Origin of the sequence: Mucilaginibacter celer (assembly GCF_003576455.2) — a bacterium.
GTDB classification, from domain to species: Bacteria; Bacteroidota; Bacteroidia; order Sphingobacteriales; family Sphingobacteriaceae; genus Mucilaginibacter; species Mucilaginibacter celer.
On record NZ_CP032869.1, the window covers coordinates 2,306,893 to 2,329,532 of the forward strand.

The 22,640-nt window shown below is 43.9% G+C and carries 22 protein-coding genes; 15 read left to right on the forward strand and 7 right to left on the reverse strand.

Going from position 1 to position 22,640, the window contains the following annotated elements; translation table 11 throughout:
* Nucleotides 1-99: 99 nt before the first annotated feature.
* From uxaC to HYN43_RS09165, 4 genes are read left to right on the forward strand one after another with little or no spacing between them, the layout of a single operon-like run.
* Entirely contained in the window at nt 100-1,500 is a 1,401-nt protein-coding gene (gene uxaC, locus HYN43_RS09150) for a glucuronate isomerase (RefSeq protein WP_119411410.1), read from the forward strand.
* Nucleotides 1,501-2,532 carry a sugar kinase gene (locus tag HYN43_RS09155; protein ID WP_119411411.1) on the forward strand — a complete coding sequence of 344 codons (1,032 nt, stop codon included), beginning with the start codon at nt 1,501-1,503 and terminating at the stop codon, nt 2,530-2,532.
* Nucleotides 2,529-3,191 (forward strand): bifunctional 4-hydroxy-2-oxoglutarate aldolase/2-dehydro-3-deoxy-phosphogluconate aldolase, encoded by a 663-nt coding sequence (locus tag HYN43_RS09160; protein ID WP_119411412.1) that lies wholly within the window; start codon nt 2,529-2,531, stop codon nt 3,189-3,191. Before HYN43_RS09155 ends, HYN43_RS09160 begins: the two co-directional genes overlap by 4 nt.
* 21 nt (nt 3,192-3,212) lie before the next feature.
* The gene (locus tag HYN43_RS09165; RefSeq protein ID WP_119411413.1) at nt 3,213-4,505 is read left to right on the forward strand and encodes an MFS transporter; all 1,293 of its coding nucleotides are present in this window, start codon (nt 3,213-3,215) and stop codon (nt 4,503-4,505) included.
* 58 nt (nt 4,506-4,563) lie between these two features.
* Here HYN43_RS09165 and HYN43_RS09170 read toward each other — a convergent pair whose 3' ends face one another.
* Nucleotides 4,564-4,803 (reverse strand): hypothetical protein, encoded by a 240-nt coding sequence (locus tag HYN43_RS09170; protein ID WP_119411414.1) that lies wholly within the window; start codon nt 4,801-4,803, stop codon nt 4,564-4,566.
* Between the two features lie 159 nt (nt 4,804-4,962).
* Between HYN43_RS09170 and HYN43_RS09175 the strand changes: the two genes are divergently transcribed.
* The gene (locus HYN43_RS09175) at nt 4,963-5,907 is read left to right on the forward strand and encodes an MBL fold metallo-hydrolase (RefSeq protein WP_119411415.1); all 945 of its coding nucleotides are present in this window, start codon (nt 4,963-4,965) and stop codon (nt 5,905-5,907) included.
* 174 nt (nt 5,908-6,081) lie between these two features.
* Here the strand turns inward: HYN43_RS09175 and HYN43_RS09180 are convergent, their stop codons facing one another.
* A complete protein-coding gene (locus tag HYN43_RS09180) occupies nt 6,082-6,759 on the reverse strand; it encodes a peroxiredoxin family protein (protein ID WP_119411416.1) in 678 nt (225 codons plus the stop codon).
* Nucleotides 6,760-6,891: 132 nt separating this feature from the next.
* Between HYN43_RS09180 and HYN43_RS09185 the strand changes: the two genes are divergently transcribed.
* Genes HYN43_RS09185 through HYN43_RS09195 form a run of 3 tightly spaced genes read left to right on the forward strand, consistent with a single transcriptional unit; the run spans nt 6,892 to nt 9,218 of the window.
* Complete coding sequence (locus HYN43_RS09185; protein WP_119411417.1) at nt 6,892-8,241, forward strand: sensor histidine kinase; 1,350 nt, start codon at nt 6,892-6,894, stop codon at nt 8,239-8,241.
* Nucleotides 8,234-8,929, forward strand: a complete 696-nt coding sequence (locus HYN43_RS09190) for a response regulator transcription factor (protein WP_119411418.1) — start codon at nt 8,234-8,236, stop codon at nt 8,927-8,929. The genes HYN43_RS09185 and HYN43_RS09190 overlap by 8 nt, the downstream gene beginning before the upstream one ends.
* Nucleotides 8,930-8,963: 34 nt before the next feature.
* Complete coding sequence (locus HYN43_RS09195; RefSeq protein ID WP_119411419.1) at nt 8,964-9,218, forward strand: DUF3820 family protein; 255 nt, start codon at nt 8,964-8,966, stop codon at nt 9,216-9,218.
* A gap of 219 nt (nt 9,219-9,437) precedes the next feature.
* On the opposite strand, the gene corA is transcribed toward HYN43_RS09195, so the two are convergent.
* Together corA and HYN43_RS09205 are read right to left on the reverse strand one after the other, a co-directional pair.
* The gene (gene corA, locus HYN43_RS09200) at nt 9,438-10,562 is read right to left on the reverse strand and encodes a magnesium/cobalt transporter CorA (protein ID WP_119411420.1); all 1,125 of its coding nucleotides are present in this window, start codon (nt 10,560-10,562) and stop codon (nt 9,438-9,440) included.
* Complete coding sequence (locus tag HYN43_RS09205; RefSeq protein WP_342633827.1) at nt 10,563-11,195, reverse strand: WbqC family protein; 633 nt, start codon at nt 11,193-11,195, stop codon at nt 10,563-10,565.
* 14 nt (nt 11,196-11,209) lie between these two features.
* Between HYN43_RS09205 and HYN43_RS09210 the strand changes: the two genes are divergently transcribed.
* Nucleotides 11,210-12,094, forward strand: coding sequence for a lysophospholipid acyltransferase family protein (locus tag HYN43_RS09210; RefSeq protein WP_119411422.1), 885 nt, complete (start codon nt 11,210-11,212; stop codon nt 12,092-12,094).
* Nucleotides 12,091-13,128, forward strand: a complete 1,038-nt coding sequence (locus HYN43_RS09215) for a glycosyltransferase family 2 protein (protein ID WP_119411423.1) — start codon at nt 12,091-12,093, stop codon at nt 13,126-13,128. Before HYN43_RS09210 ends, HYN43_RS09215 begins: the two co-directional genes overlap by 4 nt.
* Here the strand turns inward: HYN43_RS09215 and HYN43_RS09220 are convergent.
* Nucleotides 13,100-15,646 carry a mechanosensitive ion channel family protein gene (locus HYN43_RS09220; RefSeq protein WP_119411424.1) on the reverse strand — a complete coding sequence of 849 codons (2,547 nt, stop codon included), beginning with the start codon at nt 15,644-15,646 and terminating at the stop codon, nt 13,100-13,102. The two genes, HYN43_RS09215 and HYN43_RS09220, sit on opposite strands and share 29 nt — an antisense overlap.
* A gap of 175 nt (nt 15,647-15,821) precedes the next feature.
* Nucleotides 15,822-16,238, reverse strand: a complete 417-nt coding sequence (gene aroQ / locus HYN43_RS09225) for a type II 3-dehydroquinate dehydratase (protein WP_119411425.1) — start codon at nt 16,236-16,238, stop codon at nt 15,822-15,824.
* Between the two features lie 40 nt (nt 16,239-16,278).
* On the opposite strand from aroQ, the gene xerD reads away from it, so the two are divergent.
* On the forward strand, nt 16,279-17,178 hold the full coding sequence (gene xerD / locus HYN43_RS09230; protein ID WP_119411426.1) for a site-specific tyrosine recombinase XerD: 900 nt from the start codon (nt 16,279-16,281) through the stop codon (nt 17,176-17,178).
* 64 nt (nt 17,179-17,242) lie between these two features.
* Here the strand turns inward: xerD and prmC are convergent, their stop codons facing one another.
* Nucleotides 17,243-18,127 carry a peptide chain release factor N(5)-glutamine methyltransferase gene (gene prmC / locus HYN43_RS09235; RefSeq protein WP_205589905.1) on the reverse strand — a complete coding sequence of 295 codons (885 nt, stop codon included), beginning with the start codon at nt 18,125-18,127 and terminating at the stop codon, nt 17,243-17,245.
* A gap of 33 nt (nt 18,128-18,160) precedes the next feature.
* On the opposite strand from prmC, the gene ribD reads away from it, so the two are divergent.
* From ribD to mgtE, 4 genes are all read left to right on the forward strand, one after another.
* Nucleotides 18,161-19,216, forward strand: coding sequence for a bifunctional diaminohydroxyphosphoribosylaminopyrimidine deaminase/5-amino-6-(5-phosphoribosylamino)uracil reductase RibD (gene ribD / locus HYN43_RS09240; protein ID WP_119411428.1), 1,056 nt, complete (start codon nt 18,161-18,163; stop codon nt 19,214-19,216).
* Nucleotides 19,217-20,092, forward strand: coding sequence for an EamA family transporter (locus HYN43_RS09245; RefSeq protein ID WP_119411429.1), 876 nt, complete (start codon nt 19,217-19,219; stop codon nt 20,090-20,092).
* An 8-nt stretch (nt 20,093-20,100) separates the two neighbouring features.
* The gene (locus HYN43_RS09250; protein ID WP_205589906.1) at nt 20,101-20,715 is read left to right on the forward strand and encodes an IMPACT family protein; all 615 of its coding nucleotides are present in this window, start codon (nt 20,101-20,103) and stop codon (nt 20,713-20,715) included.
* A gap of 82 nt (nt 20,716-20,797) precedes the next feature.
* Complete coding sequence (mgtE, locus tag HYN43_RS09255) at nt 20,798-22,150, forward strand: magnesium transporter (RefSeq protein ID WP_119411431.1); 1,353 nt, start codon at nt 20,798-20,800, stop codon at nt 22,148-22,150.
* The last annotated feature ends 490 nt before the right edge of the window (nt 22,151-22,640 follow it).

Genomic DNA, 22,640 nt, shown 5'->3' on the forward strand with positions numbered 1-22,640 from the left:
CCCGGTTACTTTAAACTAAGTGTTATGATATGTAATTTGCCCCTTCAACAAGCATAACCTATGTACCGCTAACCGCGCTACAGTACCAGTTAACAGCCCATGAAAAACTTTTTAGACCAGGATTTTTTGCTCAATACCCCAACGGCACAGCGCCTGTATCATGAGTACGCCGCCCATCAGCCTATTATTGATTACCATTGCCACCTGCCGCCCGATCAGATTGCAGATGACGTCAACTTTGAAAACATCACCCGCATCTGGCTTTATGGCGATCATTATAAATGGCGGGCCATGCGGGCCAACGGTGTTAATGAAGCTTTCATCACCGGAAATAAAACCGACCAGGAGAAATTTATAAAATGGGCTGAAACCGTTCCGTATACATTACGGAATCCCTTGTACCATTGGACGCATCTTGAATTACAACGGTATTTCGGGATTAGTGAATTACTCAGCCCTGCATCGGCACAAAAAATATATGCTGAGTGTAATGAGAAACTGCGTTCGCCTGAGTTTAGTGTGCGTAATATTTTAAAAAGTAAAAATGTAGAGGTGGTAGGCACAACTGATGATCCGCTGGATAATCTTGCTCATCATCAGAAGCTAAAACAGGACAACTACAGCGTAAAAATATTACCGGCCTACCGCCCGGACAAAGCTATGAATGCCGATGATGTTGCCGGTTTAAATAAATACATCGATCAGCTGGAGGCAGTTGCAAACGTTTCAATCTCCAACATCGATGAATATTTATCGGCACTGAAAGCAAGGCATGATTACTTTGCCGAAAACGGCTGTAAGTTATCAGATCACGGTTTGGAGCAAATTTATGCCGAGGATTATACTGATGTTGAGATTGCCTCCATCTTCAATAAAATAAGAAACAATGAAGTATTGTTACCGCTGGAGATCCTGAAATTTAAATCGGCCATGTTGTATCAATTTGCTGTTTGGGATCATGAAAAAGGTTGGGTACAGCAGTTTCACCTTGGGGCTTTGCGCAATAATAATGCACGTGCCTTAGCCAATTTAGGTCCGGATACCGGTTGGGATTCGATAGGCGATTTTACGCAGGGTAGGGCCTTGTCTAAATTCTTTAACCGGTTGGATACTACCAACCAACTGGCTAAAACCATTATTTACAATCTTAACCCGGCCGATAATGAGCTTTTTGCCACCATGGTGGGTAACTATAACGATGGTTCGGTAGCCGGTAAAATGCAGTTTGGTTCGGCCTGGTGGTTTTTGGATCAGAAGGATGGGATGATTAAGCAGATGAATGCTCTGTCAAATATGGGTTTGCTGAGCCGCTTGGTGGGGATGCTTACCGATTCGCGCAGCTTTATGTCGTTCCCGCGGCACGAATATTTCCGCAGACTATTGTGCAACCTGTTAGGGGACGATATCGAGAACGGCGAGCTGCCGAATGATATAGCATGGACAGGTAAGATAGTGAGTGATATTTGCTATTTTAACGCCAAAAACTATTTCGATTTTTAAATGAGCGATAATCAAAATACCAAAGGCAGCATCTTATCATTTGGCGAGTTGTTGCTGCGCATGTGTCCCGATGGCGGCGGCCAATGGCTGGCCGAGAGCAAACTGCCTTGTTTTATAGGAGGAGCCGAACTGAACGTGGCAAATGCCCTTGCCTTATGGGATTTACCTGTTAAGTACTTTACCGCCGTGCCCGAAAATGAGTTAACCAGCCAGATCCTGGATTTTCTCGAGGCCAAAAAAATCAATACGTCTGCCGTTTACAAACATGGCAGGCGGGTGGGTTTGTATTATTTAACCCAGGGCAAGGATGTAAAGAACAATGCTATTGTTTATGATCGTGCAGACTCGGCCTTTGCCGATCTTAAACCTGGTATGGTTAATTGGGATGCAGTACTGGAAGGCGTAAGCTGGTTCCATTTCAGTGCGATATGCCCGGCCTTGAGCCAGCAGGCTGCCGATGTTTGCCTGGAGGTTTTACAGGCCGCAAGCCGCAAACATATCGCCATTTCGGTTGATCTTAACTATCGCCCTAAATTATGGCAATACGGCAAAAAACCGGTTGAAATTATGCCCCAGCTGATACAATATGCTGATATCATTATGGGCAATGTATGGGCCGAAGAAACTATGCTGGGCATTGAAGTAACTCCCGAAATGCATGAATCGGGCCAGCAAAGTGTGTATTTAAAAGAAGCGCTTTACTCATCCGAAAGAATAATGGATGCTTATCCGCGCTGCAGGGCCGTTGCCAATACTTTCCGCTTTGATGCAGGCAGGGGCATCGAATACTATACTGCACTTTACACCGGTAACCGTTTTTATCACTCGCCAACCTACACAACCGATACCGTGGTTGATAAAGTGGGCAGCGGCGATTGTTTTATGGCCGGTTTAATTTATGGTTTTTACAACAAACAGGATCCGCAGCAACTGCTTGATTTTGCAACCGCCGCCGCCTGGGGTAAACTATCCATTTTGGGCGATGCCACAACGCAAACAGTTGATGAAATTTATAACATAATGAAACAATGAGTAAAAAAGATATTGCATTAACCGCGATAGTTGAGCAAGGTACACTCCCTTTATTTTTTTATAAAGATCCGGAGGTGAGCCTGCAGATAACCCGTACGCTTTACAAAGCCGGCATCCGGATATTTGAATACACCAACCGCGGGGCAGCTGCGCTTGAAAATTTCAAAATCCTGAAAAAGGCCCTGGCCGATGGCGAAATGCCGGGTTTAGTGCTGGGTATTGGTACTATAAAAAGCATTGAAGAAGCCGAAGCCTTTATTGAGGCGGGTGCCGATTTTATTGTATCGCCCATAGTTAACCCGGAGGTTGGCAAGCTGGCGGCCGAAAAAGACCTGCTTTGGATTCCCGGCTGTATGACGCCAACCGAGATCTATACCGCGCAGCAAAATGGTGCTGCCTTAATAAAAATATTCCCGGCCAATATTTTAGGGCCGGAGTTTGTATCATCTATCCGCGATTTGTTTGCCGGGCAATTGTTCATACCAACAGGTGGGGTTGATTTGAGCAGCGAAAGCATCAGTACCTGGTTTAAAGCCGGGGTTTGCGCGGTGGGCATGGGCAGTAAACTCATCAGCAAAGCGGTACTGGAAAACCAACAGTACGATCAGTTGTATGCCGATACCGTTAAACTGCTTGAAATAGTAAAAGCCAGTAAATAGCCAGTTAAAACCAATATATAAATGAGAGAAGGAAAAGTTGGTAACTACAGATGGGTTGTAGTTACCCTGTTATTTTTTGCAACCACAATCAATTATCTCGACAGACAGGTTATCGGCCTACTTAAGCCAACACTTGAAAAGGAGTTTAGCTGGACTGAAACAGATTATAGTTATATTGTGATGGCGTTTGCAACAGCGTATGCTGCTGGCCTGCTGCTGTTTGGTAATTTTATTGATAAAATTGGTACCAAGCTGGGCTATACCATATCGCTTATTGTTTGGAGCTTAGCGGCTATGCTGCATGCCGCAGTTACCAGTACTTTTGGCTTTGGTGCCATCCGCGCCGTGTTGGGTCTTGGCGAATCTGGAAACTTTCCGGCAGCTATAAAGGTAGTTGCCGAGTGGTTTCCAAAAAAGGAAAGGGCGCTTGCAACAGGCATTTTTAACTCCGGAGCAAATATTGGGGCCGTGGTAGCGCCAATAATGGTACCCTGGCTGCTTGGAGCTTATAATTGGCAAATGGCCTTTATAGTTACCGGCGCCATTGGCTTTGTATGGCTAATATTTTGGTGGTTTTGCTATGAAATTCCCTCCAGGCATTCCAAAATACAAGAGGCCGAATATGAATATATACATAGTGATGCCGAACAGGTTGCTTCGACAAGCGAAAATGAAAGCAAGGTAAAATGGATCAGTCTTTTTGGAATCAGGCAAACGTGGACTTTTATTATTGGTAAATTGCTTACCGATCCTATCTGGTGGTTTTTTCTGTTTTGGCTGCCTTCTTACTTTTCAAGTACCTTTAATCTTGATTTTAAAAAGCCAAGCCTGCCGCTCATTTTAGTTTATACTGCCACATCAATTGGCAGTATCGGGGGCGGTTATTTGTCCTCATATTTTATTAAAAAAGGCTGGCCGGTATTTAAAGCCCGTAAAACAGCTATGTTTATATTCGCATTATGCGTGCTGCCCATAATTTTAGCCATGTATGCCACTAATGTATGGCAGGCTGTGGCTTTGATTGGTTTGGCAGCAGCTGCTCACCAGGCCTGGAGTGCCAATATTTTTACTACCGCATCGGATATGTTTCCTAAAAAAGCTTTGAGCTCGGTAGTGGGAATTGGAGGGATGGCCGGTTCTGTAGGAGGTATATTATTTCCACTACTGGTTGGAAATATATTGGAATTTTACAAAAAGGCAGGGCATATCACCGTAGGTTATAATATTATTTTCATTATCTGTGGTTGCGCATATTTATTGGCCTGGATTATAATGCATCTTTTATCACCAAAAATGAAACCGGTTAATCTTTAACCCTCAAATTCATAAAAACAAAAATCGTCCCTGAGTAAATCAACGACGATTTTCCTTTTTATAAGAAGAGGCCTACCGCCTGCTCAGCAAGCTCATCTATCCAGCTTGAAAGGTACGGTTCTGTACCATCTATCCTGATCCATTCTCCATCACTGTCTTTAGCTATAACCAGGTGCAGCGTTTCATCTATCGATTTAAATTCATAAGCTTCCTTGTAATCCGTTGTACTTACCGGCTTTACTATTCCATCTATTGTACTGTCGGTGCCGGTAAGGGCGGCTTCAAATTGTTGTTCCATAGTATCTGTTTTATCAGTTTAACAAGCATCCTTTGCTTCTGTTTTACAGCCAAACTATCATTTGTATTGTATTGGTTGTGTAAATGTTAAAAACTGAAAATTTATGCAAATCAAAACTTTTAATATATTGCTTACGTTAGGTTAACAATTATAAACCTCATGAACAGCAGGCTCGGTACAAAATATTTCCAGGTATCACAGAGGGTATGGGGAACCAAACTCTTATTTGTAAACATTTATATGATAGCCAACCGCCCCGGTGCAGCAAAAGGCTGGGTGTTGGTTGATACAGGTTTAAAAGGTTCGGCCAATAAAATCATTACAATGGCCGAAAATTTGTTTGGCCCCGGCACACGCCCTGCAGCCATTGTACTTACCCACGGGCATGCCGACCATGCAGGCGGCCTTGACGAGCTTTTAAAAATATGGAATAACGTTCCGGTTTATGCGCATGCTATGGAATTACCTTATTTAACCGGCTTGTCATCCTATCCGCCCGCCGATCCGTCATTAAAAGATGGCTTAATGAGTGTGTTATCGGCATTTTTTCCGCTTACTCCCTTTAATTTTGGCAGCAGGATAAAGGCTATTGATATGGAGCAGGGCATCCCCGAACTGCCGGAGTGGAGAGTTGTACATACGCCCGGTCATTCGCCGGGCCATATTTCGTTGTTTTTGCCGGTAAACTCAACCCTGATAGTTGGCGATGCGTTTTCAACCACCAAAGCCGAATCGGCCATTTATTCATTCGGCTCTATCAAAAAGCTCACCGGCCCGCCAAGATACCTTACAAGTGATTGGGAGGCAGCTGCCGAAGCGGTACGTAAACTGGCGGCATTACACCCGCGTACAGTTGGCCCTGGCCACGGCCCGGTGATGCGTGGGCGGGAGTTTCAGGATGACCTGCGCGAGCTTGCCGATTATTTTGAGGAGATAGCCATACCTGCCGTTGGGCGTTATGTAGGGCATCCGGCTACAGCAGATGAAATGGGGGTGAAGTTTATTCCGCCGCGTGTAAGCAGCGGTTTGCTGAAGGCAACGGTGGGAGTGGCGGCGGCTTTAACGGCGTTTTTTGTTATAAGAGGGCTACAGAATAAGTTATAATCCAATAATAACTACTCGCCCGCCGTAGAACCTAAGGGTGCTCTCCGAGAGACCCTGAGGGAACGAAGAAAAAAAATCCCCTCTTTACGCGCCAGCGTAGAAGAGGGTGACAAGCGCAGCGATGTCGGAGTGAGTAAAATCGCTGCGTTACTTGAAGCCAATATTTTGTAATGACTACGATTTCTGAGCCGCCTCAATAGCCGCCGGTAATGATTTGCCAATATCATTTCCACCTAACTGCAAAAAGCGGATAATCCCCTTAGCATCAATTACCATCGAGGTAGGGTAGTTTGATACATGATAAGCCCTGGCAATCTCGGTTGTTTTAGGAATCAGTGCATACTCAAACGGATGGGCTTTTAAAAATGTTTTTATAGCCGCGCTGTCATCACGCCCCATTGCCAGGAAAACAACACCGGCTGCGCTGTATTGCTTTTTAATTTCGTTTAGCTTTGGCATCTCTTCAATGCAGGGCACGCAGGTAGTAAACCAAAAATTAAGTACTACAGTTTTGCCTTTAAGCGCCGCCATCGACCATTTTTTGCCACTGATATCAGTAAGGCTAAAATCGGGGGCTGGCTGGTTAAGCATTTTTTCGAGATTGGCTTTCTTTGCGGCAGCCTCTTTTAAAAACTCATCCGTCATGGGCGTAATGTGGATTTCATCAGGATGTTTATCGTCATGACTCATCATAAAACCACGGTTCCCCCAGGCTTTTTCAACACTGTCGAGTTTATTAGCAGTTACCACCTTACCATCTGGCAAAATGTATTTAGCATTATCGGGCAGGCCCTGGGCCATAGCGCCTAATATTAAACAGTTGCATAAAGCAAGTAAAAGAATTTTTTTCATGGTGCTAATTTGATTTTGTTTGATACAAAATTACCACCGGTGGCAGCCTGCAATGTTAACAGTGCAAAGTTTAGTGTTAACTAATGTTAACCCTAAATAAATAACGAACTGTTAGCCATATCTTTGTGTATAGTGAAAAAGAGACTTGTATTTATTTTTATAGCGGCGGCATCAACGGCATTCGGTATTATCCTGTTCCAGGTGTACTGGGTTTATAATTCGTATAAAACCGGCGAACGTAACTTTAAAAATACGGCTACCAATGCCTTGGTACGCAGCATTGAAACGTATCAGTTACAACAAAACGAATTACCCACCTCGTTAAAATACAAAGTGCCCACCTTAACATTTTTTAGGCGAACAATACCTAATCGCGATGCAATAGCCCTCGATTCATCAAAGGTACTCAAGAGGTTTAATGCCGAGTTTTTAACTGTAGCAATAGATAAAAATAATTTACAAGTAGTGAAAGCAATGGTAGCGCGTCTGTTGTCGCAGCAACTACATAAACCACTTAACCTGGATACTTTAACCCATGTTTTTAAAGGCGAGCTGAAAAAAGAAAATATCAATATTCCTTTTAAGCTGGTCATTCTCCGTAATCAGCTTAAAATACCTCCCGGCGAAATTGCCGCAGTTGTTAATTTCTATAAGTCGCCGGTAGTTGTTAAAGCAGAGGTAAATAGCAATAGCCTGTTGCTGGCCCAAAATGTTATGCCTGCCCTGGTTTCGCTGGTGCTCATCCTGCTTTCGGCTGGGAGCCTGTTTTATATGGGTGTTGTTATTAAACGGCAGATGCAACTGGATGGTATCAAAAATGATTTCATCAACAACATTACCCACGAGTTGCGTACACCTATAACCATCCTCAAGTCATCAAACGAAGCGATGGCCCAGTTTGGCGCCGCTGCCGATCCGGAGAAACTTGAGCGGTACCTTAAAATAAACACGGCAGTTTTAGATAAGCTTGAAAGTAATGTAGATAGGGTGCTTGAAATTACCGGCTACGAACAGGGCGTGAAACCGGCAAACCTGCAAAGCGTAAACCTTTGCCTGTTGATAACGCGGGTTATTGAGCGTTTTAATTTGTACGATAGTACGATAAAATTGCAATATGATATTCAAAGCGATCACCTGGTAACTGATGCCTTTATAATTGATACCATATTGAGTAACCTTATTGATAACGCCATCAAGTACGGAGGTGCAGAGGTAGAGATCCGAATCGACGTAACCGCGCTTGCCAACGGCTGGCAATTGCAGGTTGCTGATACCGGCCCTGGCATATCAGCTGCGCATTTGCCGTATATATTTGACAAGTTTTACCGTATCCAAAGCGGCGACCTGCATGATGTAAAAGGGTATGGCCTCGGGCTAAGTTATGTTAAACAACTGGTTAATACATTAGCCGGAACTATCGCCGTAGCCAGCAAGTTAAACAAAGGCACCACGTTCACCATTCAATTCCCGCTTAATGGATAAGATAAAAGTGTTATTGGTTGAGGATGAGCCGGTGCTGGCTTCGATAGTGCGCGAATCGTTAGAAACCCGGGGCTTTGCCATAACGGTGGCCGGCAATGGGGTGGAAGGATGGAGCATGTTCAATTTAAACAAACCAGATGTATGCGTGGTAGATGTAATGATGCCGCGTAAAGACGGTTTTTCGCTGGTGCAGGATATTCGCCGGGTTGATGAGCTGGTACCGGTTATATTTTTAACGGCCCGCACCCAAACGGAAGATGTTTTAAAAGGATTTGAAATAGGTGCCGACGATTATATGAAAAAGCCATTCAGCATGGAAGAGCTGATAGTGCGCTTAAAAGCCCTTGTACGTCGTAAGGCAGCCCGCCCCGTACTGCATAATACGGCCGAGGAAATCAGCATCGGCAATAGTTTTTTCAATTATCAAAAACTCCAGTTTTACTGCCACGAAAATTTCTGCAACCTCTCGCAACGGGAAGCTGATTTGCTGTTATTACTGATAGATCATAAAAATCGCCTCCTTGAACGGAAAACTGCATTAATGAAACTTTGGGGGGATGACAGCCCCTTTAACGCCCGCAGCATGGATGTTTATATCACACGCCTCCGCAAATTCATCAAAGGCGATTCATCGCTCGAAATTATTAATATCCGTGGCCACGGCTATAAGCTGTTGGAAAGTAAATAACCCGTAAAAGCGATTAAAACTTACCTTTGCCTCCGTGGAAAACATTACACCCAACCCGCAGGTATTAATTGATATTGTACAAACCCGCATGCCTTACGGTAAGTATAAAGGCACTATTATTGCCGATATCCCTATCAGTTATTTAGAGTGGATGGCCGGCAAAGGATTTACCAAAGACAAGCTGGGCATGCTGCTTTCAACTACGTTCGAGATCAAAACCAATGGCCTAAGCGAGATTTTGTTTATGGTGAAGAAAAACCTTGCCCAGGCAAATAAAGGTTCAAAGTAATTTTACCGCGTCCGTTGCTGGTGCACGCGTGCCGCGTGTGCCGTTTAGTCAAGTGGACAACCTGATAAACCTGTTGTATAGCTTAGCACGATGACCACAAGCGGGGACGCTTGCGGTAGCCTTATAATAAAAAGGAAATCGGCAAAAAAATCGCAAACTGAATGCTGCAAACTGGATACTGCTTACTGCAAACTGGATACTGAACACCGCAAACTAAACTCAAAGCCTGTTAAACCATCCTTTTTTCCAAAACACAAATATCTGTACAACGGCTATCAGCAGCATAAATACAATGGCATAAATATACCCATGATGCCAGTAAAGCTCGGGCATATTATCCGGAATGATATGCCCTTTGTCATCCTGCCGGGCAAAGTTCATCCCGTAAATACCTGCTATAAAAGTAAGAGGGATAAAAATTACCGAGATAATGGTGAGCACCTTCATAATCTCGTTCATGCGGTTGCTTACCATCGATAGGTACAGATCGATAATACTTGAAGTAACCTCCTTATAATTCTCAATCAAATCCATAGCCTGGATGCAATGGTCATAAGCATCGCGCAGGTAAAGTTTCACCTCAGGCGTAATCAGCGGACTTTCCGACCGGATCATATCATTGATCTTGTCCCGCTCGGGCCAGCTGGCGCGGCGTACCACAATAAGGGTGCGCTTCAGTTGCTGGGCATTAAACATAATGGTTTTATCGGCACTCAGGTAAAGCTTGTCTTCAAGCGCATCAAGGTGGTCGCCAATTTCGGCCAGCAACACAAAATAGTTATCAATAATGGTATCGGTAAGCGCATAACACATGTAACCCGGACCAGCCGTGCGGATAGAACCTTTGCCAGCTTTTAATCGTGCTTTTACAGCCTCAAAACGATTATCGTCATGATCCTCCTCAAAACTGATGATGATGTTATCTTTAATGATAGCCGAAAACTGGCAGTTAACAATCTCACCCTCTTTACTGAAATGAACTATACGACTGGTACAAAAGGCATATTCATCGTACTCATCAAACTTTGGCCGCTGGTGGGTGTTGGCAATATCCTCCAGAACCAACGCGTTGATGCTGCAATGCTCGCCAATCTGTTCAATTAATGATGCATCGCCCAGTCCGTTTATTTTTATCCAGTGGGTATGGTTATCGCATTTGTTTAATTGCTTTAAAACAGCTTTAATATCCCGGCCTTCGCAGGTTACAAGTTCATCTTTATTGTACGAATAAGCTGATATTATAGGCTTCAGGGCATCTTCGGCCACCCTGATCATGCCTGGCCTGTCGCCAACTTCGCCTGCACGCTTGTGTTTTTTAAAGCGTAAACGCTTCATCCCGTTCATTTACAAATAGTTTATGGTTTGCGGTCCCTGGTTAAACAGCAAATCCACAATGCTTAGGTTCTTTTTAAAGCCCTGACGGTCTTCAAACACCTGGAAATAGGGTTTCTGCTGCATCTCCGTTTCTTTTTTAGGGTGAATAGCATGCCGAAAATCGTGCAGGTTGGCGTAATCAGCTTTGTACTCATCCGTGTACGTTATTTCTGTTTTTATTTTAGTGAGCTTTAGCAGCAGGTTGAAAAGCTCCTGGTTATAATCAAATAAAAACTCAAATTGTTTTTCATAAAACGGCGCGAAGTCGTTTTCATAATATTCAAAATAAGCCGAGCGGCGGTAACAGGCCTGAAGGCTTTGCCAGTGCAGGCGCTGCCACCTGAAATCGTAACTTATTTTTACATCTTTTACAACGGTATGGTTCTTTGAACCTTTTATAACGGGTACCACCAGGGCCAGTACGCCATCGGGGGTATAAATGTTTGCCCGGTTGCGGTAAGTTTGTTTAGGAAAATGCTCTTCTCTTTCTATCAGTATATCAGGCTTGTACGTGTTTAACTGTACAAAATACTCTATCGGCGGAAGATAAAACATGGGTAACACAGCACCTTTTTCAATCATATATTTTATGTTTGTGTTCAAAATTGGTTAAAATAATGATAAAAAAGGGTCTTGATAAGTTAGGTATATTAATTTTATATCTGATCTCGCTGCTTCCCTTTTGGTTTTTATATATTTTATCCGATATTTCATTCGTTATCATCTATCACCTGGTGCATTACCGCCGGGATGTGGTACAGCAAAATCTTCGTAACGCTTTCCCCGAAAAATCAGAAAAAGAGCGCCAGGATATCGAACGTAAATACTACCGCTATCTTTCCGATTTGATGGTGGAAACTATTAAGATGATCACCGTATCAGAAAAGCAGATGCGCAAAAGGGTAGTGGCTACCAACTCCGATTTGGTTTTTGAATATTTTGAAAAAGGTAAAAGCATTATAGCAGTGGCCGGTCATTATTGCAACTGGGAAATGGCGGCGCTTAACTTTAATTTTGTTACCGATAAGCGCTTTATGATTGTTTACAAGCCGCTTACCAATAAAACGTTTAATGATTTTTTTATCGAGATCCGTTCGCGTTTTGGTGGCCAACCGATAGCCATGAAGCAAACCTTGCGCAAAATGATCGAGTATCGCAAGGAGCTTACCGTAAGTGTTTTGGTGGGCGACCAAACCCCGGTAATGAGCGAAGTAAACTATTTTACCAATTTTTTAAACCAGCCAACAGCGGTTTTTCTTGGGATTGAAAAAATTGCCAAAACTATTGATGCAGCCGTTGTTTTTTACGACATGCGCCGGGTAAAACGCGGATATTATGAATATACGCTGATACCCTTAACAGAAACGCCTAAACAAACAGCCGAATACGAAATAACTGTTATGCACGTGCAATATTTGGAAAAAGTGATCAGGAGGGAACCACAGTACTGGCTATGGTCGCACAGGAGGTGGAAGTTTAAGCCGGAGGATTTACATAGATGACCCATAAACCCAAAGTTGCTGTAGTTATTTTAAACTGGAACGGCCTAAAATATCTTAAACAATTCCTCCCCTCGGTTTTAGCATCTACCTGGCCCAACCTGGATATTGTGATGGGTGATAATGCTTCGTCGGATGATTCCGTTGCTTTTATGCGCGAGAATTATCCATCCGTAAGGATCATTCAAAACGATAAAAATTACGGGTTTACGGGCGGCTACAACCGGGTGCTGGCGCAGGTGGAGGCCGATTACTACATCCTGCTTAATTCGGATGTAGAGGTAACCCCAAATTGGATTGAGCCCGTTATCGAATTGATGGAAAGCGATAGCCTGATAGCTGCCGCTGCTCCTAAAATACGCTCATACGCGCAAAAAGAATATTTTGAGCATGCCGGTGCGGCCGGTGGCTTTATTGATAAGCATGGCTACCCGTTTTGCCGCGGTCGTATTTTTTACGAGCTGGAAAAAGACAATGGACAGTACGATGAATCGGGCGAGGTTTTCTGGGCTTCCGGGGCATCGCTATTCATCAAAAAACAGGTATGGGATGAATCGGGCGGCTTTGACGAAGGTTTCTTCGCCCACATGGAAGAGATCGACCTTTGCTGGCGGTTGAAAAATATGGGTTATAAGGTGATGTACTGTGCGAAATCAACCATTTACCATGTTGGCGGAGGAACGCTCAATGCAGAAAATCCATTTAAAACTTATCTTAACTTCAGGAACAACCTATTGCTTATTAAAAAGAACCTGCCATTTTGGAGGGCGTTCTACGTTATCAGTCTCCGTTTTATAATGGACCTGCTGGCCTTGTTTCGCTTTTTAATGGAAGGTAAACGCAAAGATGCCTGGGCAGTGAGCCGCGCGCACCAAAGCATTGTGGTAAGCCTTTTTAAGAAGGCAAAAGGCGAAAGGTTAAAGCCGAAAGGTGTTGCCGAGCCAAACACTAAAGGCATTTTCAAGGCCAGTATTGTTTGGGCTTTCTTTGTTAAAAAGAAAACCCGTTTTACTGATCTTGATCCTTCGGAGCTTTAGTGTGCTTTTTAGTCTGATCTTTTTCTGGTTTAGCTTCTGATACCAACGCGCCGTCTATTTTTATAGGTGGCATATTGTCGGGCCAAACAATTTTTATGTCTTTCCTGGTAGATGGAATTTCTATACCTGCTTTGCTAAATTCATCGTGAACACTCACCAATACCCGGCTCCTGAGCCCAAGCCACGTATTAATGTCATCAGCCCAGAAAAACACCCTGAAATCAACCGAAGTTTCGCTAACGCTATGTACAAATACAGAAGGGGCGGGCTCTGTCATAATACCTTCGTGGCCGCGCAGCAAGTTAAGCAGTATTTCTTTTACCTGCTCAATATCCGAGCCGTAGGCCGCACTTACCAGCAGTTCAACGCGGCGGTTGTTGTTGCTTAGCGTCCAGTTAATTACGTGGTGCGATATCAAATCGCCGTTGGGGATAATCACCTCCGCGCCATCGGATGTAGCGATTTTACTGGCCCTGATACCGATGTCCATAATTGTACCCGAGCGACTGTCTACCTCTATAATATCACCTACCTGTATCGGTTTTTCAAAAGCGAGAATAAGGCCCGATACCAGGTTGTTTACAATATTCTGCAAACCAAAACCGATACCGATACCAAATGCTGAGATAATGATTGTGATTTTATCGATAGGGACACCTGATGCCGCAACTGCCAGAAAGAAGCCCAAAGCGATGACGCCAATGCGGATGAGCAGGGTAGAGGTGCGGTTTTTTTTCTTGGCCACATCAATATCGTTGGCGTGTTTGGCCGATACATCGTACAGGTAACTGATAATTTTTGAAGCGATGGACGAGAGCCAGATCACGGCGACAAATATAATTACGCTTTGAAAGGTGAATTGTGTATTGGTGCCACCTATACTGCGGTTTTTGGTAAGAAAATTGCCAAGGAAATCAAAAACCGTATCTTCAATGCTAAGGTTTTGGGTAAGCATTACCAGCCATAGCAGGGTAACCAAAACGCTTAATACACTCCTGAATTTGTTTTTGAGTAATTTGTAATCGATAAATGAAGTAAGATTATTGCTGTTTTTGCCGGCTTCCAGTTGCAAAAACAGGGCCTCCATCACGATATGCACTATATAATACATAGCCAGCGCCAGCCAAAGGTTATACATGGTGGTAACCCCAATAATTTTAGCCAGGCTCACCCGGCCAAATACGTTGCATAAAAACGACACGGCCTGCAGAAAGATGAAAGCCTTTAATATAAAAGCGGTGTAAGGGAGGTACTCATCCTTAGCCTTGCGCACCTGTTGCAAAAACCTGATGCTAACTACACAGGCCGCCAACGCTAAAACAAGAATAGTCACCCTATCAATAATGGTTACCTGGATATACAAATTACTTAGGCTGTAAACAAAAGTGATGGCAAAAATGGCAGCCAAATATCTGAACATAGTTGCCGGACAAGCCTTTTTAACAAGGTAGAGGATGGCCAGCATCAGAATACCGAAGAAAGTTTCAAGCACAACTACGGGCGGATGATCGTAAAAATTGGGTAACAGGGTAAAAGTTACAATGAGCGATGATACGAAGGGATGTTTCACCACATAATTCGCCTGACTTAAAACATCATCGGCCGATTCATTGTCCCGCAATATTCTGCGCCTGCTGGTGCGTACCCAGGCAAAAAAGGCAAACAATAAAATCAAACCCGAGATATGGATAAGAATATCGCGCCCGATGAAAAAGTTGAATAGCTTAATATTCATATCACTCGTTGCCTTTGTGGCTGTTCCGAAATTGTTCCCCTCATCGGCTTCCATCGCCCAAATATTATTAAACTCCTGCGAAACGGCCCGCTCGCTGAAATCCCTGATCTTCGAATCGATCTGATCTTTCATATCAAGCACCGAAATATAAACCGCCGAAACCCGGTTTTGCAGCAAACCTACTTTTACAGTTACTTTTTTATTGGTGGTATCCAGGCGGTGGTATTTGCTATCAATAGCTATTTTTTGAATTAGATAAGTTGTGGCAAGTGAGCTATCGGCAGGGAGGATTTTCAAAACACTATCCTTCGAAATAGCATCCAGATCATTTTGATTTTGAGTTAATTTACTGTTGATATCGGCCAGTTGTTCCTGCCATATATCCAGCTGATCATCGCTGCGGGTAAGGATATCGCGGATGGTGTACAGGTACCTTAAAGTGCTCGATTTATCGTTATCAATTAATGATTTGATGAGGATGATCCGCCTTTCATACGAGGTGAGTTTGGTGCTGATTTCTAACGTATCGAGCTTTTTAGACAGGTTGGCCTTAATCTGGTTAAAAGCAGATGTATAATATTCAACTTTTTGAAGCAGGTTATTCACCGAGGTATCTGAGCGCTTAAGCGAGCGCATCACCGAATCGCGGGCAAGGATGGCTGCCCGCAGGGAGTCGCGTACGGAGTGTGTTTTTTTCTTTTTGGTTTGTGCCGATGCTGTTAAACTAAACAACATCGAAAAAAACAACACGCTAAACGCGGCAACTCTGAATATTTTGTTCATCTGCAGTTAAAGCTGAAAGCAACGAGTTAACAATATAGGCGGCAAACCGTTTTTATTTTTTTTGATTTAGGATGATTTTTTTGATTTCACTGATTTTTTTGGAGTAGTTATTAAAAATAGAGAACAATCAACGTAATCTGTGTAATCAAAAAAATCAATGAAATCACAAAAAAAATCACAAAATAAAATGCTCCAACGCCAAACGGTAACTATCCATCCCAAAACCGGCAATAACCCCTTTGCAATTAGCGGCAATCATTGATTTATGCCTGAATTCTTCACGTTTATGCACGTTAGAAATATGCACCTCTATAACCGGCGTATTGATAGCGGCGATAGCATCGGCAATGGCGATAGAAGTATGGGTATACGCGCCGGCATTCATCACAATACCATCGTAACCGAAGCCAATTTCATGCAGTTTATTTATAATTTCGCCTTCGATATTACTTTGGTAATAATCGATACTGATGTTGGCAAAACGGGCGCGAAGAGTTTCGAGGTAGGTTTCAAAACTGGCATCGCCATAAATGGATTTTTCGCGAACGCCTAACAGGTTCAAATTTGGGCCGTTGATAATTTGTATCTTCATCAGTTCAAACTTAGCTATAAATCATCAAAAATAAATCAATTTGGATTGGCGTTCGGCAATAAAAGGTTTCCAGGCATATCTCCGGTTAGAGAAATCCATGTCGGCTAATTCGGTCGAGGCCTATAGCCGCGACATTGAAAAGCTATACCAGTTTTCCGAATCGCGTGAGGTTAAACTAAAACCGGAAACCATCACGCTAACCAACCTGCGCGATTTTATCGTATGGGTGGTTGAAATTGGCATGATCCCATCGTCGCAGGCGCGGATCTTATCGGGTTGCAAGGCGTTTTTTAAATACCTGCTGATGGAGAACATGATCAGCATCGATCCGTCCGAATTGTTGGAGGCGCCCAAAATAAGGCGCACTTTGCCGGATACCTTAAGCTTTCATGAGATTAACAGCATCATTGCCGCTATCGATCTGTCGAAACCCGAGGGGCCACGTAATAAAGCCATATTCGAAACCATGTACGGCTCCGGTCTCCGTGTATCCGAAGCCGTCGATTTGAAATTATCCAATCTGTACCTCGATATCGAATTTATAAAAGTAACCGGCAAAGGCAATAAGGAGCGTTTGGTGCCCATTGGCACGGAGGCCATCAAAGCGCTGAAAATATGGATTGAGCAGGTACGTGTGCACACCCCGATAAAAAAAGGGCAGGAAGACTATGTTTTTTTAAACCGGCGCGGAGCGAAGCTTACCCGGCAGATGATATTTTTGACCTTGAAAAGTCTTGCAGCTACGGTTGGCATTAAAAAGAAGATAAGTCCGCATACGCTAAGGCATTCTTTTGCTACACATCTGGTTGAGGGCGGGGCAGATTTGCGTGCGGTGCAGGAAATGTTAGGGCATGAGAGTATTACCACTACAGAGATCTATACCCATTTGGATAGGGAATATTTAAAAAGTACAATAAGCCAGTTCCATCCGCGGTCTTGAGTTTGCCGTTTGCTGTGGGCGGTTCGCAGTTAAAACAATTAAAAAGCTACTGCGTACTGCTAACTCAAAACTGCCAACCTGCAAAAATCATTCTATCCCTGCCGCTCATATCCTTCCTCAATTCAATATTCTTAAACCCTTTATCAGCCAGTAATTGAACAGTTTCCTTGCCCAAGCTTTCATTTATCTCAAAAAACAATTGCCCACCAGGATTTAAATTCCCTAATGCAAAATCAGCAATAGCCCGATAAAACAGCAACGGATCATCCTCGGGCACAAACAAAGCAGTATACGGCTCAAAATCTGTTACATTGGTATGCATCTGCTTTTTATCCTCAAGGGTAACGTACGGTGGATTGCTTACGATAATATCGAATTTGGGAATTTCGATTTCGGACTCTACATTCAGGATATCAGCCTCAATAAAATTAACCACTACCTTATTCAACTCAGCATTACTTTTAGCCGTTTCCAAAGCACCTTTCGAAATATCGATAGCGGAAACATCAGCCTCAGATAAATTCTTTTTCAGGCTGATAGCGATACAACCGCTGCCGGTGCCAATATCCAGTATAGTTTTCTGCGCTTGGTTACTGCCAACTGCTAACTGCCAACTGCCAACTGATGAAATAATCCACTCCACTAACTCTTCTGTTTCGGGCCGGGGGATGAGCACATAGGGGTTAACTTTAAACGGCAGGCCATAAAATTCGGTTATGCCGAAAATATATTGGATGGGCTTGCCGGTCTTTAGTTCGGCAAGTACGCTTTTCGCCCGCTCGACCTGTTCTTCGCTCAATATCCTATCGGGGAAGGCTTTGATAGATGCGTTCGACATACCTGTAATTTCGGCAATAGCAAGCAGGGTAATAGCCTCATTTTCATTGGCATCGTACACGTCGTTTATCTGTTTACGGTAATCTTCAAAAACATCCTTAATCTTCATCATGCAACAAAGTAACATAAAAGCTACTTTTGCAGCATGGTTGAACATGAAAAATATATGCGCCGCTGTTTGGAACTTGCCCAATTAGGCGCGGGTTATGTTAGCCCGAACCCCATTGTTGGCGCAGTGGTAGTAAATGATGGCAAAATAATAGGCGAGGGCTATCACCGTAAATACGGCCAGGCCCATGCCGAGGTAAATGCCATTGCCCAGGTTACCCAACGTTTTGATAACCATGCCGAACTGCTTAAAAACTCAACCATATATGTTTCGTTAGAGCCCTGTGCGCATTACGGCAAAACGCCACCCTGCGCCGATCTGATCATTAAACATCACATCCCCAATGTTGTGGTAGGCTGCCGTGACCCGTTCCCACAGGTAGATGGCAAAGGCATCGAAAAATTGCAGCGTTCTGGTATTGAAGTAATTACCGGAGTTTTAGAAGAAGAATGCCGCTGGCTTAATCGCCGTTTTTTTACCAAAGTGCAAAAGCATCGGCCCTATATTATATTAAAATGGGCGCAAACCCAGGACGGCTTTTTTGCCCCGGCCGATGGCAGCCAATTCTGGATAACCGGCGAGGAAGCCCGCAAGCTGGTACACAAATGGCGCAGCGAGGAAGATGCCATACTGGTAGGCAAGAACACCGTACTGGCCGATAACCCGCAATTAAACACCCGCTACTGGGATGGCCCATCGCCAAAACGTGTGGTGATTGACCGCAGACTGGAATTGGATAAGGGGTTAAATGTTTTCGATAACTCTGCAGAAACCCTGATATTTAATGAGGTTAAGTTTGATGTGGACGGGAACAACAAATACATAGCACTTGAAGATTTTGAGCGCTTTGTGCCGCAATATATTTTGTACCAGTTATACCTGCAGGATGTGCAGTCGGTTATTATCGAGGGTGGCGCGCATACACTTAATACCTTTATCGAAGCCGGGCTTTGGGATGAAGCCAGGGTGTTTACAGGTAACAAAGTTTTAACAAAGGGTATAAAAGCACCGCAAATAACAGGTATACTTGCAACCGAAGACACCGTGGGTGCCGACCGCCTGCAATTATTTTATCATAAACCTGCTATATAAATGCTGTTCGTTTTTTTAAGTATCTGCTGTAGTGTACTTGTATCCGTTTTATTAAAACTGGCTAAACGGTACCATATCGATGTTTACCAGGCCATCACCTGGAATTATTCGATGGCGATACTGCTTACCTGGATTTTTTACAAGCCGCAATTGGGGGCTTTGCAAAGTGCGCCTGTGTACAGTTATACAGCGTTAGGTGTGCTGTTTCCGGCCTTGTTTATTATTATGGCAACCTCGGTGCGCAAAGCGGGTATTGTGCGTACAGATATCGCCCAGCGTCTGTCATTATTCATCCCCATCATAGCGGCGTTCCTGATATTTGGGGAGGCAACCGGTACGGTGAAGGTTATTGGTATAATGCTGGCATTTATTGCTATTGTATGCTCCATACCTTGGCAAAAATCGGGCAGTAAAACCGAAAAGGGTGCCTGGGGGTACCTGCTTATTGTTTTTATCGGTTTCGGTGTTATTGATGTACTGCTTAAACAGCTCACCAAGGTTAACAACGTGCCGTTTACCACGGCCATATTCGCCATTTTTATCATTGCATTTGCATTAACTTTTATTGGCTTGCTTTACCAGGTAGCCACCAAAAAAATGAAATTTTCGTGGCCGCATATCCTTATCGGCTGGATTTTAGGTGCCGCCAATTTTGGCAATATCCTGTTTTATCTAAAAGCGCACAAAGCTTTGGCCAACAGCCCTTCGGCAGTATTCTCGTCTATGAATATCGGGGTTATTATAGTTGGCACCCTGATAGGTACCCTGATATTTAAAGAGAAGCTAAGCCTGCTTAATAAAATTGGCATCGCGGTGGCGGTATTGGCTATTGTAATTATTTATTTCCCGCAAACATTGGGCTTTTTGCACCTGTAATTGTAATAATGCTTTTTGACGATACTTATAAAACGATAGAGAAACCCGCCGAAGGTATTTTTCGCGATCGCGGCAGCAAGTTTTTAGCTTACGCTTATCCCATCAGCTCCGAAAACGACATCAAGGGCATAGTTACCCAACTAAAGGCCGAACACCCCAAGGCCAACCACCATTGCTGGGCCATGAGGCTGAGCATTGACAGATCGGTATTTCGGGTGAATGACGATGGTGAACCATCCGGTACCGCGGGGAGGCCTATTCTGAACACTCTGTTATCAAAAGATCTCACCAATATCCTGGTGGTTGTGGTGCGCTATTTTGGCGGTACGCTGCTGGGTGTTCCGGGGTTGATCAATGCTTATAAAGTTGCTACCGAAGAGGCTTTAGCTCAAGCTGTAGTAACCAGTAAAACCGTTAATGATGTTTACACGGCTTCGTTTGAGTATTTGCAGATGAATGATGTAATGCGGGTAATTAAGGAAGAAAATCTTTTGATACTGAACCAACAGTTTGATAATGATTGCAACATCCAGCTTTCTATCCGCAAAACCCAGGTGGAGCAGGCATTGTTTAAATTGGGCAAAGTGAACGGCGTAAAGGTAAAATACGATTATAGTCTTTAACGGTTGCCCCCTTACTTTTGGCGCTGTTTTTGTGCCGATTTAATTCCTTGATTGTGCCTTATTTGTTTTAATTTAGTCGGGTATGCAATCTTTCGACTTAGATAAAACCGACCTGCTCCGCATTAAAACGGCCCTCGAAGCCGATGATGCTGAGTTAGAGCTTGTTCTGAAGGAATACCACGCTTCGGAGATTGCTATACTATTCGGGAAACTTCAGCAGGAAGAAAAGGAAAGGATCATTAATATCCTTCCCACCGATGTGGCATCGGAAGTTTTGTCGGAAATGGACGAGGAGCACGGCCCGGCCGAACTACTTGTAAACCTCGAACCGGAAAAACGTACAGAGATCATCGAGGAGCTTGATTATGATGATGCTACCGACATCATCTCGCAGCTTGATGAGGAAGATCAGCAGGAGATTTTAGAAGATCTTGACCAGGAAGACGCAAGCAATATCCGCGCCTTGATGACCTACGCCGAGGATACCGCCGGCGGTTTGATGAACTCCGAGATCATCAAAGTAAACATCAACCTGGATAAAAAGGATGCTTTAGACGAGATTATCCGTCAATCGGAAGAGATGGAGGAATTTTATACCATTTGCGTGGTAGATGACAACGATATACTAAAAGGTATCCTCTCGATCAAAACTGTGATCAAAGCCCGCGCCGACGCCAAAGTGAGCGACCTGGTTAACACCGATTTTGTTTTTGTTAAGGCCGATCTGGACCAGGAAGAAGTAGCCCGCCTTATTAAACAGTATAACCTCACCAGCGTTCCGGTTGTAGATGACGATATGAAACTGCTGGGCCGCGTTACGGTGGATGATATTATCGACGTAATGGAGGAAGAGAACACCGAGGATTTATTGAAGATCTCGGGTGTATCTGAAGACGAGGAACTGAGCGGTAACTGGCTTGAGGCCGTTAAAAGCCGTTTACCCTGGCTGGTGATTAACCTGGGTACTGCGTTCCTTGCTGCATCCATCATTCGTACGTTCGACTCTACAGTTGCCAAACTATCTATTATCTCTGCCTACATGACCATCATCGCCGGCATGGGCGGCAATGCGGCCACACAAGCCCTCGCGGTAACCGTCCGTCGTATCTCACTAAGCGACCTAACCGATAAACAGGCCTATAACACTGTTTTAAAAGAGTTTTTGGTAGGCATGATTAACGGTGCCGCCAACGGACTCATCGTTTTTATAGTAGCTTTCTTTTACGATGCCAACCCGCTGCTTGGGCTGGTACTCTTCTTAGCCATGACCGGCAACCTCATCATCGCCGGGCTTACGGGTGCCTCTATTCCTTTAATTTTGAAAAGGGTAGGGATTGATCCTGCTGTGGCATCGTCCATCATCATTACTACATTTACCGACTGTATTGGTTTTTTATTGCCTTTGTATTTGGCTACCAAGTTGCTGTTGAAGTAGGCAGGGTGGGTTTTAGGCACGCAAAGACGCAGCGACGCAAAGGTTTTAAGAATAGATAGTTTGAGATTTTTAAGGACGCAAAGAAGCTAAGGACGCCAAGATTTTTTGTGGTTGGTGGGTGAGTTTTAGGCGCGCAAAGACACCAGGACGCAAAGGTTTTAAGAATAGATAGTTTGAGATTTTTAAGGACGCGAAGAAGCTAAGGACGCTAAGATTTTTTGTGGTTGGTGGGTGAGTTTTGGGCACGCCAGGACGCAAAGGTTTTAAGAATAGATAGTTTGAGATTTTTAAGGACGCAAAGAAGCAAAGGACGCCAAGATTTTTTATGGTTGGTGGGTGAGTTTTAGGCGCGCAAAGACGCCAGGACGCAAAGGTTTTAAGAATAGATAGTTTGAGATTTTTAAGGACGCGAAGAAGCTAAGGACGCCAAGATTTTTTGTGGTTGGTGGGTGAGTTTGGGCGCGCAGAGACGCCAGGACGCAAAGGTTTT

Bases quoted from the DNA above. Each gene is read 5' to 3' on its own strand.
- uxaC (WP_119411410.1), top strand. From the start codon at position 100: ATGAAAAACTTTTTAGACCAGGATTTTTTGCTCAATACCCCAACGGCA.
- HYN43_RS09155 (WP_119411411.1), top strand. From the start codon at position 1,501: ATGAGCGATAATCAAAATACCAAAGGCAGCATCTTATCATTTGGCGAG.
- HYN43_RS09160 (WP_119411412.1), top strand. From the start codon at position 2,529: ATGAGTAAAAAAGATATTGCATTAACCGCGATAGTTGAGCAAGGTACA.
- HYN43_RS09165 (WP_119411413.1), top strand. From the start codon at position 3,213: ATGAGAGAAGGAAAAGTTGGTAACTACAGATGGGTTGTAGTTACCCTG.
- HYN43_RS09170 (WP_119411414.1), bottom strand. From the start codon at position 4,803: ATGGAACAACAATTTGAAGCCGCCCTTACCGGCACCGACAGTACAATA.
- HYN43_RS09175 (WP_119411415.1), top strand. From the start codon at position 4,963: ATGAACAGCAGGCTCGGTACAAAATATTTCCAGGTATCACAGAGGGTA.
- HYN43_RS09180 (WP_119411416.1), bottom strand. From the start codon at position 6,759: ATGAAAAAAATTCTTTTACTTGCTTTATGCAACTGTTTAATATTAGGC.
- HYN43_RS09190 (WP_119411418.1), top strand. From the start codon at position 8,234: ATGGATAAGATAAAAGTGTTATTGGTTGAGGATGAGCCGGTGCTGGCT.
- corA (WP_119411420.1), bottom strand. From the start codon at position 10,562: ATGAACGGGATGAAGCGTTTACGCTTTAAAAAACACAAGCGTGCAGGC.
- HYN43_RS09210 (WP_119411422.1), top strand. From the start codon at position 11,210: ATGATAAAAAAGGGTCTTGATAAGTTAGGTATATTAATTTTATATCTG.
- HYN43_RS09215 (WP_119411423.1), top strand. From the start codon at position 12,091: ATGACCCATAAACCCAAAGTTGCTGTAGTTATTTTAAACTGGAACGGC.
- HYN43_RS09220 (WP_119411424.1), bottom strand. From the start codon at position 15,646: ATGAACAAAATATTCAGAGTTGCCGCGTTTAGCGTGTTGTTTTTTTCG.
- aroQ (WP_119411425.1), bottom strand. From the start codon at position 16,238: ATGAAGATACAAATTATCAACGGCCCAAATTTGAACCTGTTAGGCGTT.
- prmC (WP_205589905.1), bottom strand. From the start codon at position 18,127: ATGATGAAGATTAAGGATGTTTTTGAAGATTACCGTAAACAGATAAAC.
- ribD (WP_119411428.1), top strand. From the start codon at position 18,161: ATGGTTGAACATGAAAAATATATGCGCCGCTGTTTGGAACTTGCCCAA.
- HYN43_RS09245 (WP_119411429.1), top strand. From the start codon at position 19,217: ATGCTGTTCGTTTTTTTAAGTATCTGCTGTAGTGTACTTGTATCCGTT.
- HYN43_RS09250 (WP_205589906.1), top strand. From the start codon at position 20,101: ATGCTTTTTGACGATACTTATAAAACGATAGAGAAACCCGCCGAAGGT.
- mgtE (WP_119411431.1), top strand. From the start codon at position 20,798: ATGCAATCTTTCGACTTAGATAAAACCGACCTGCTCCGCATTAAAACG.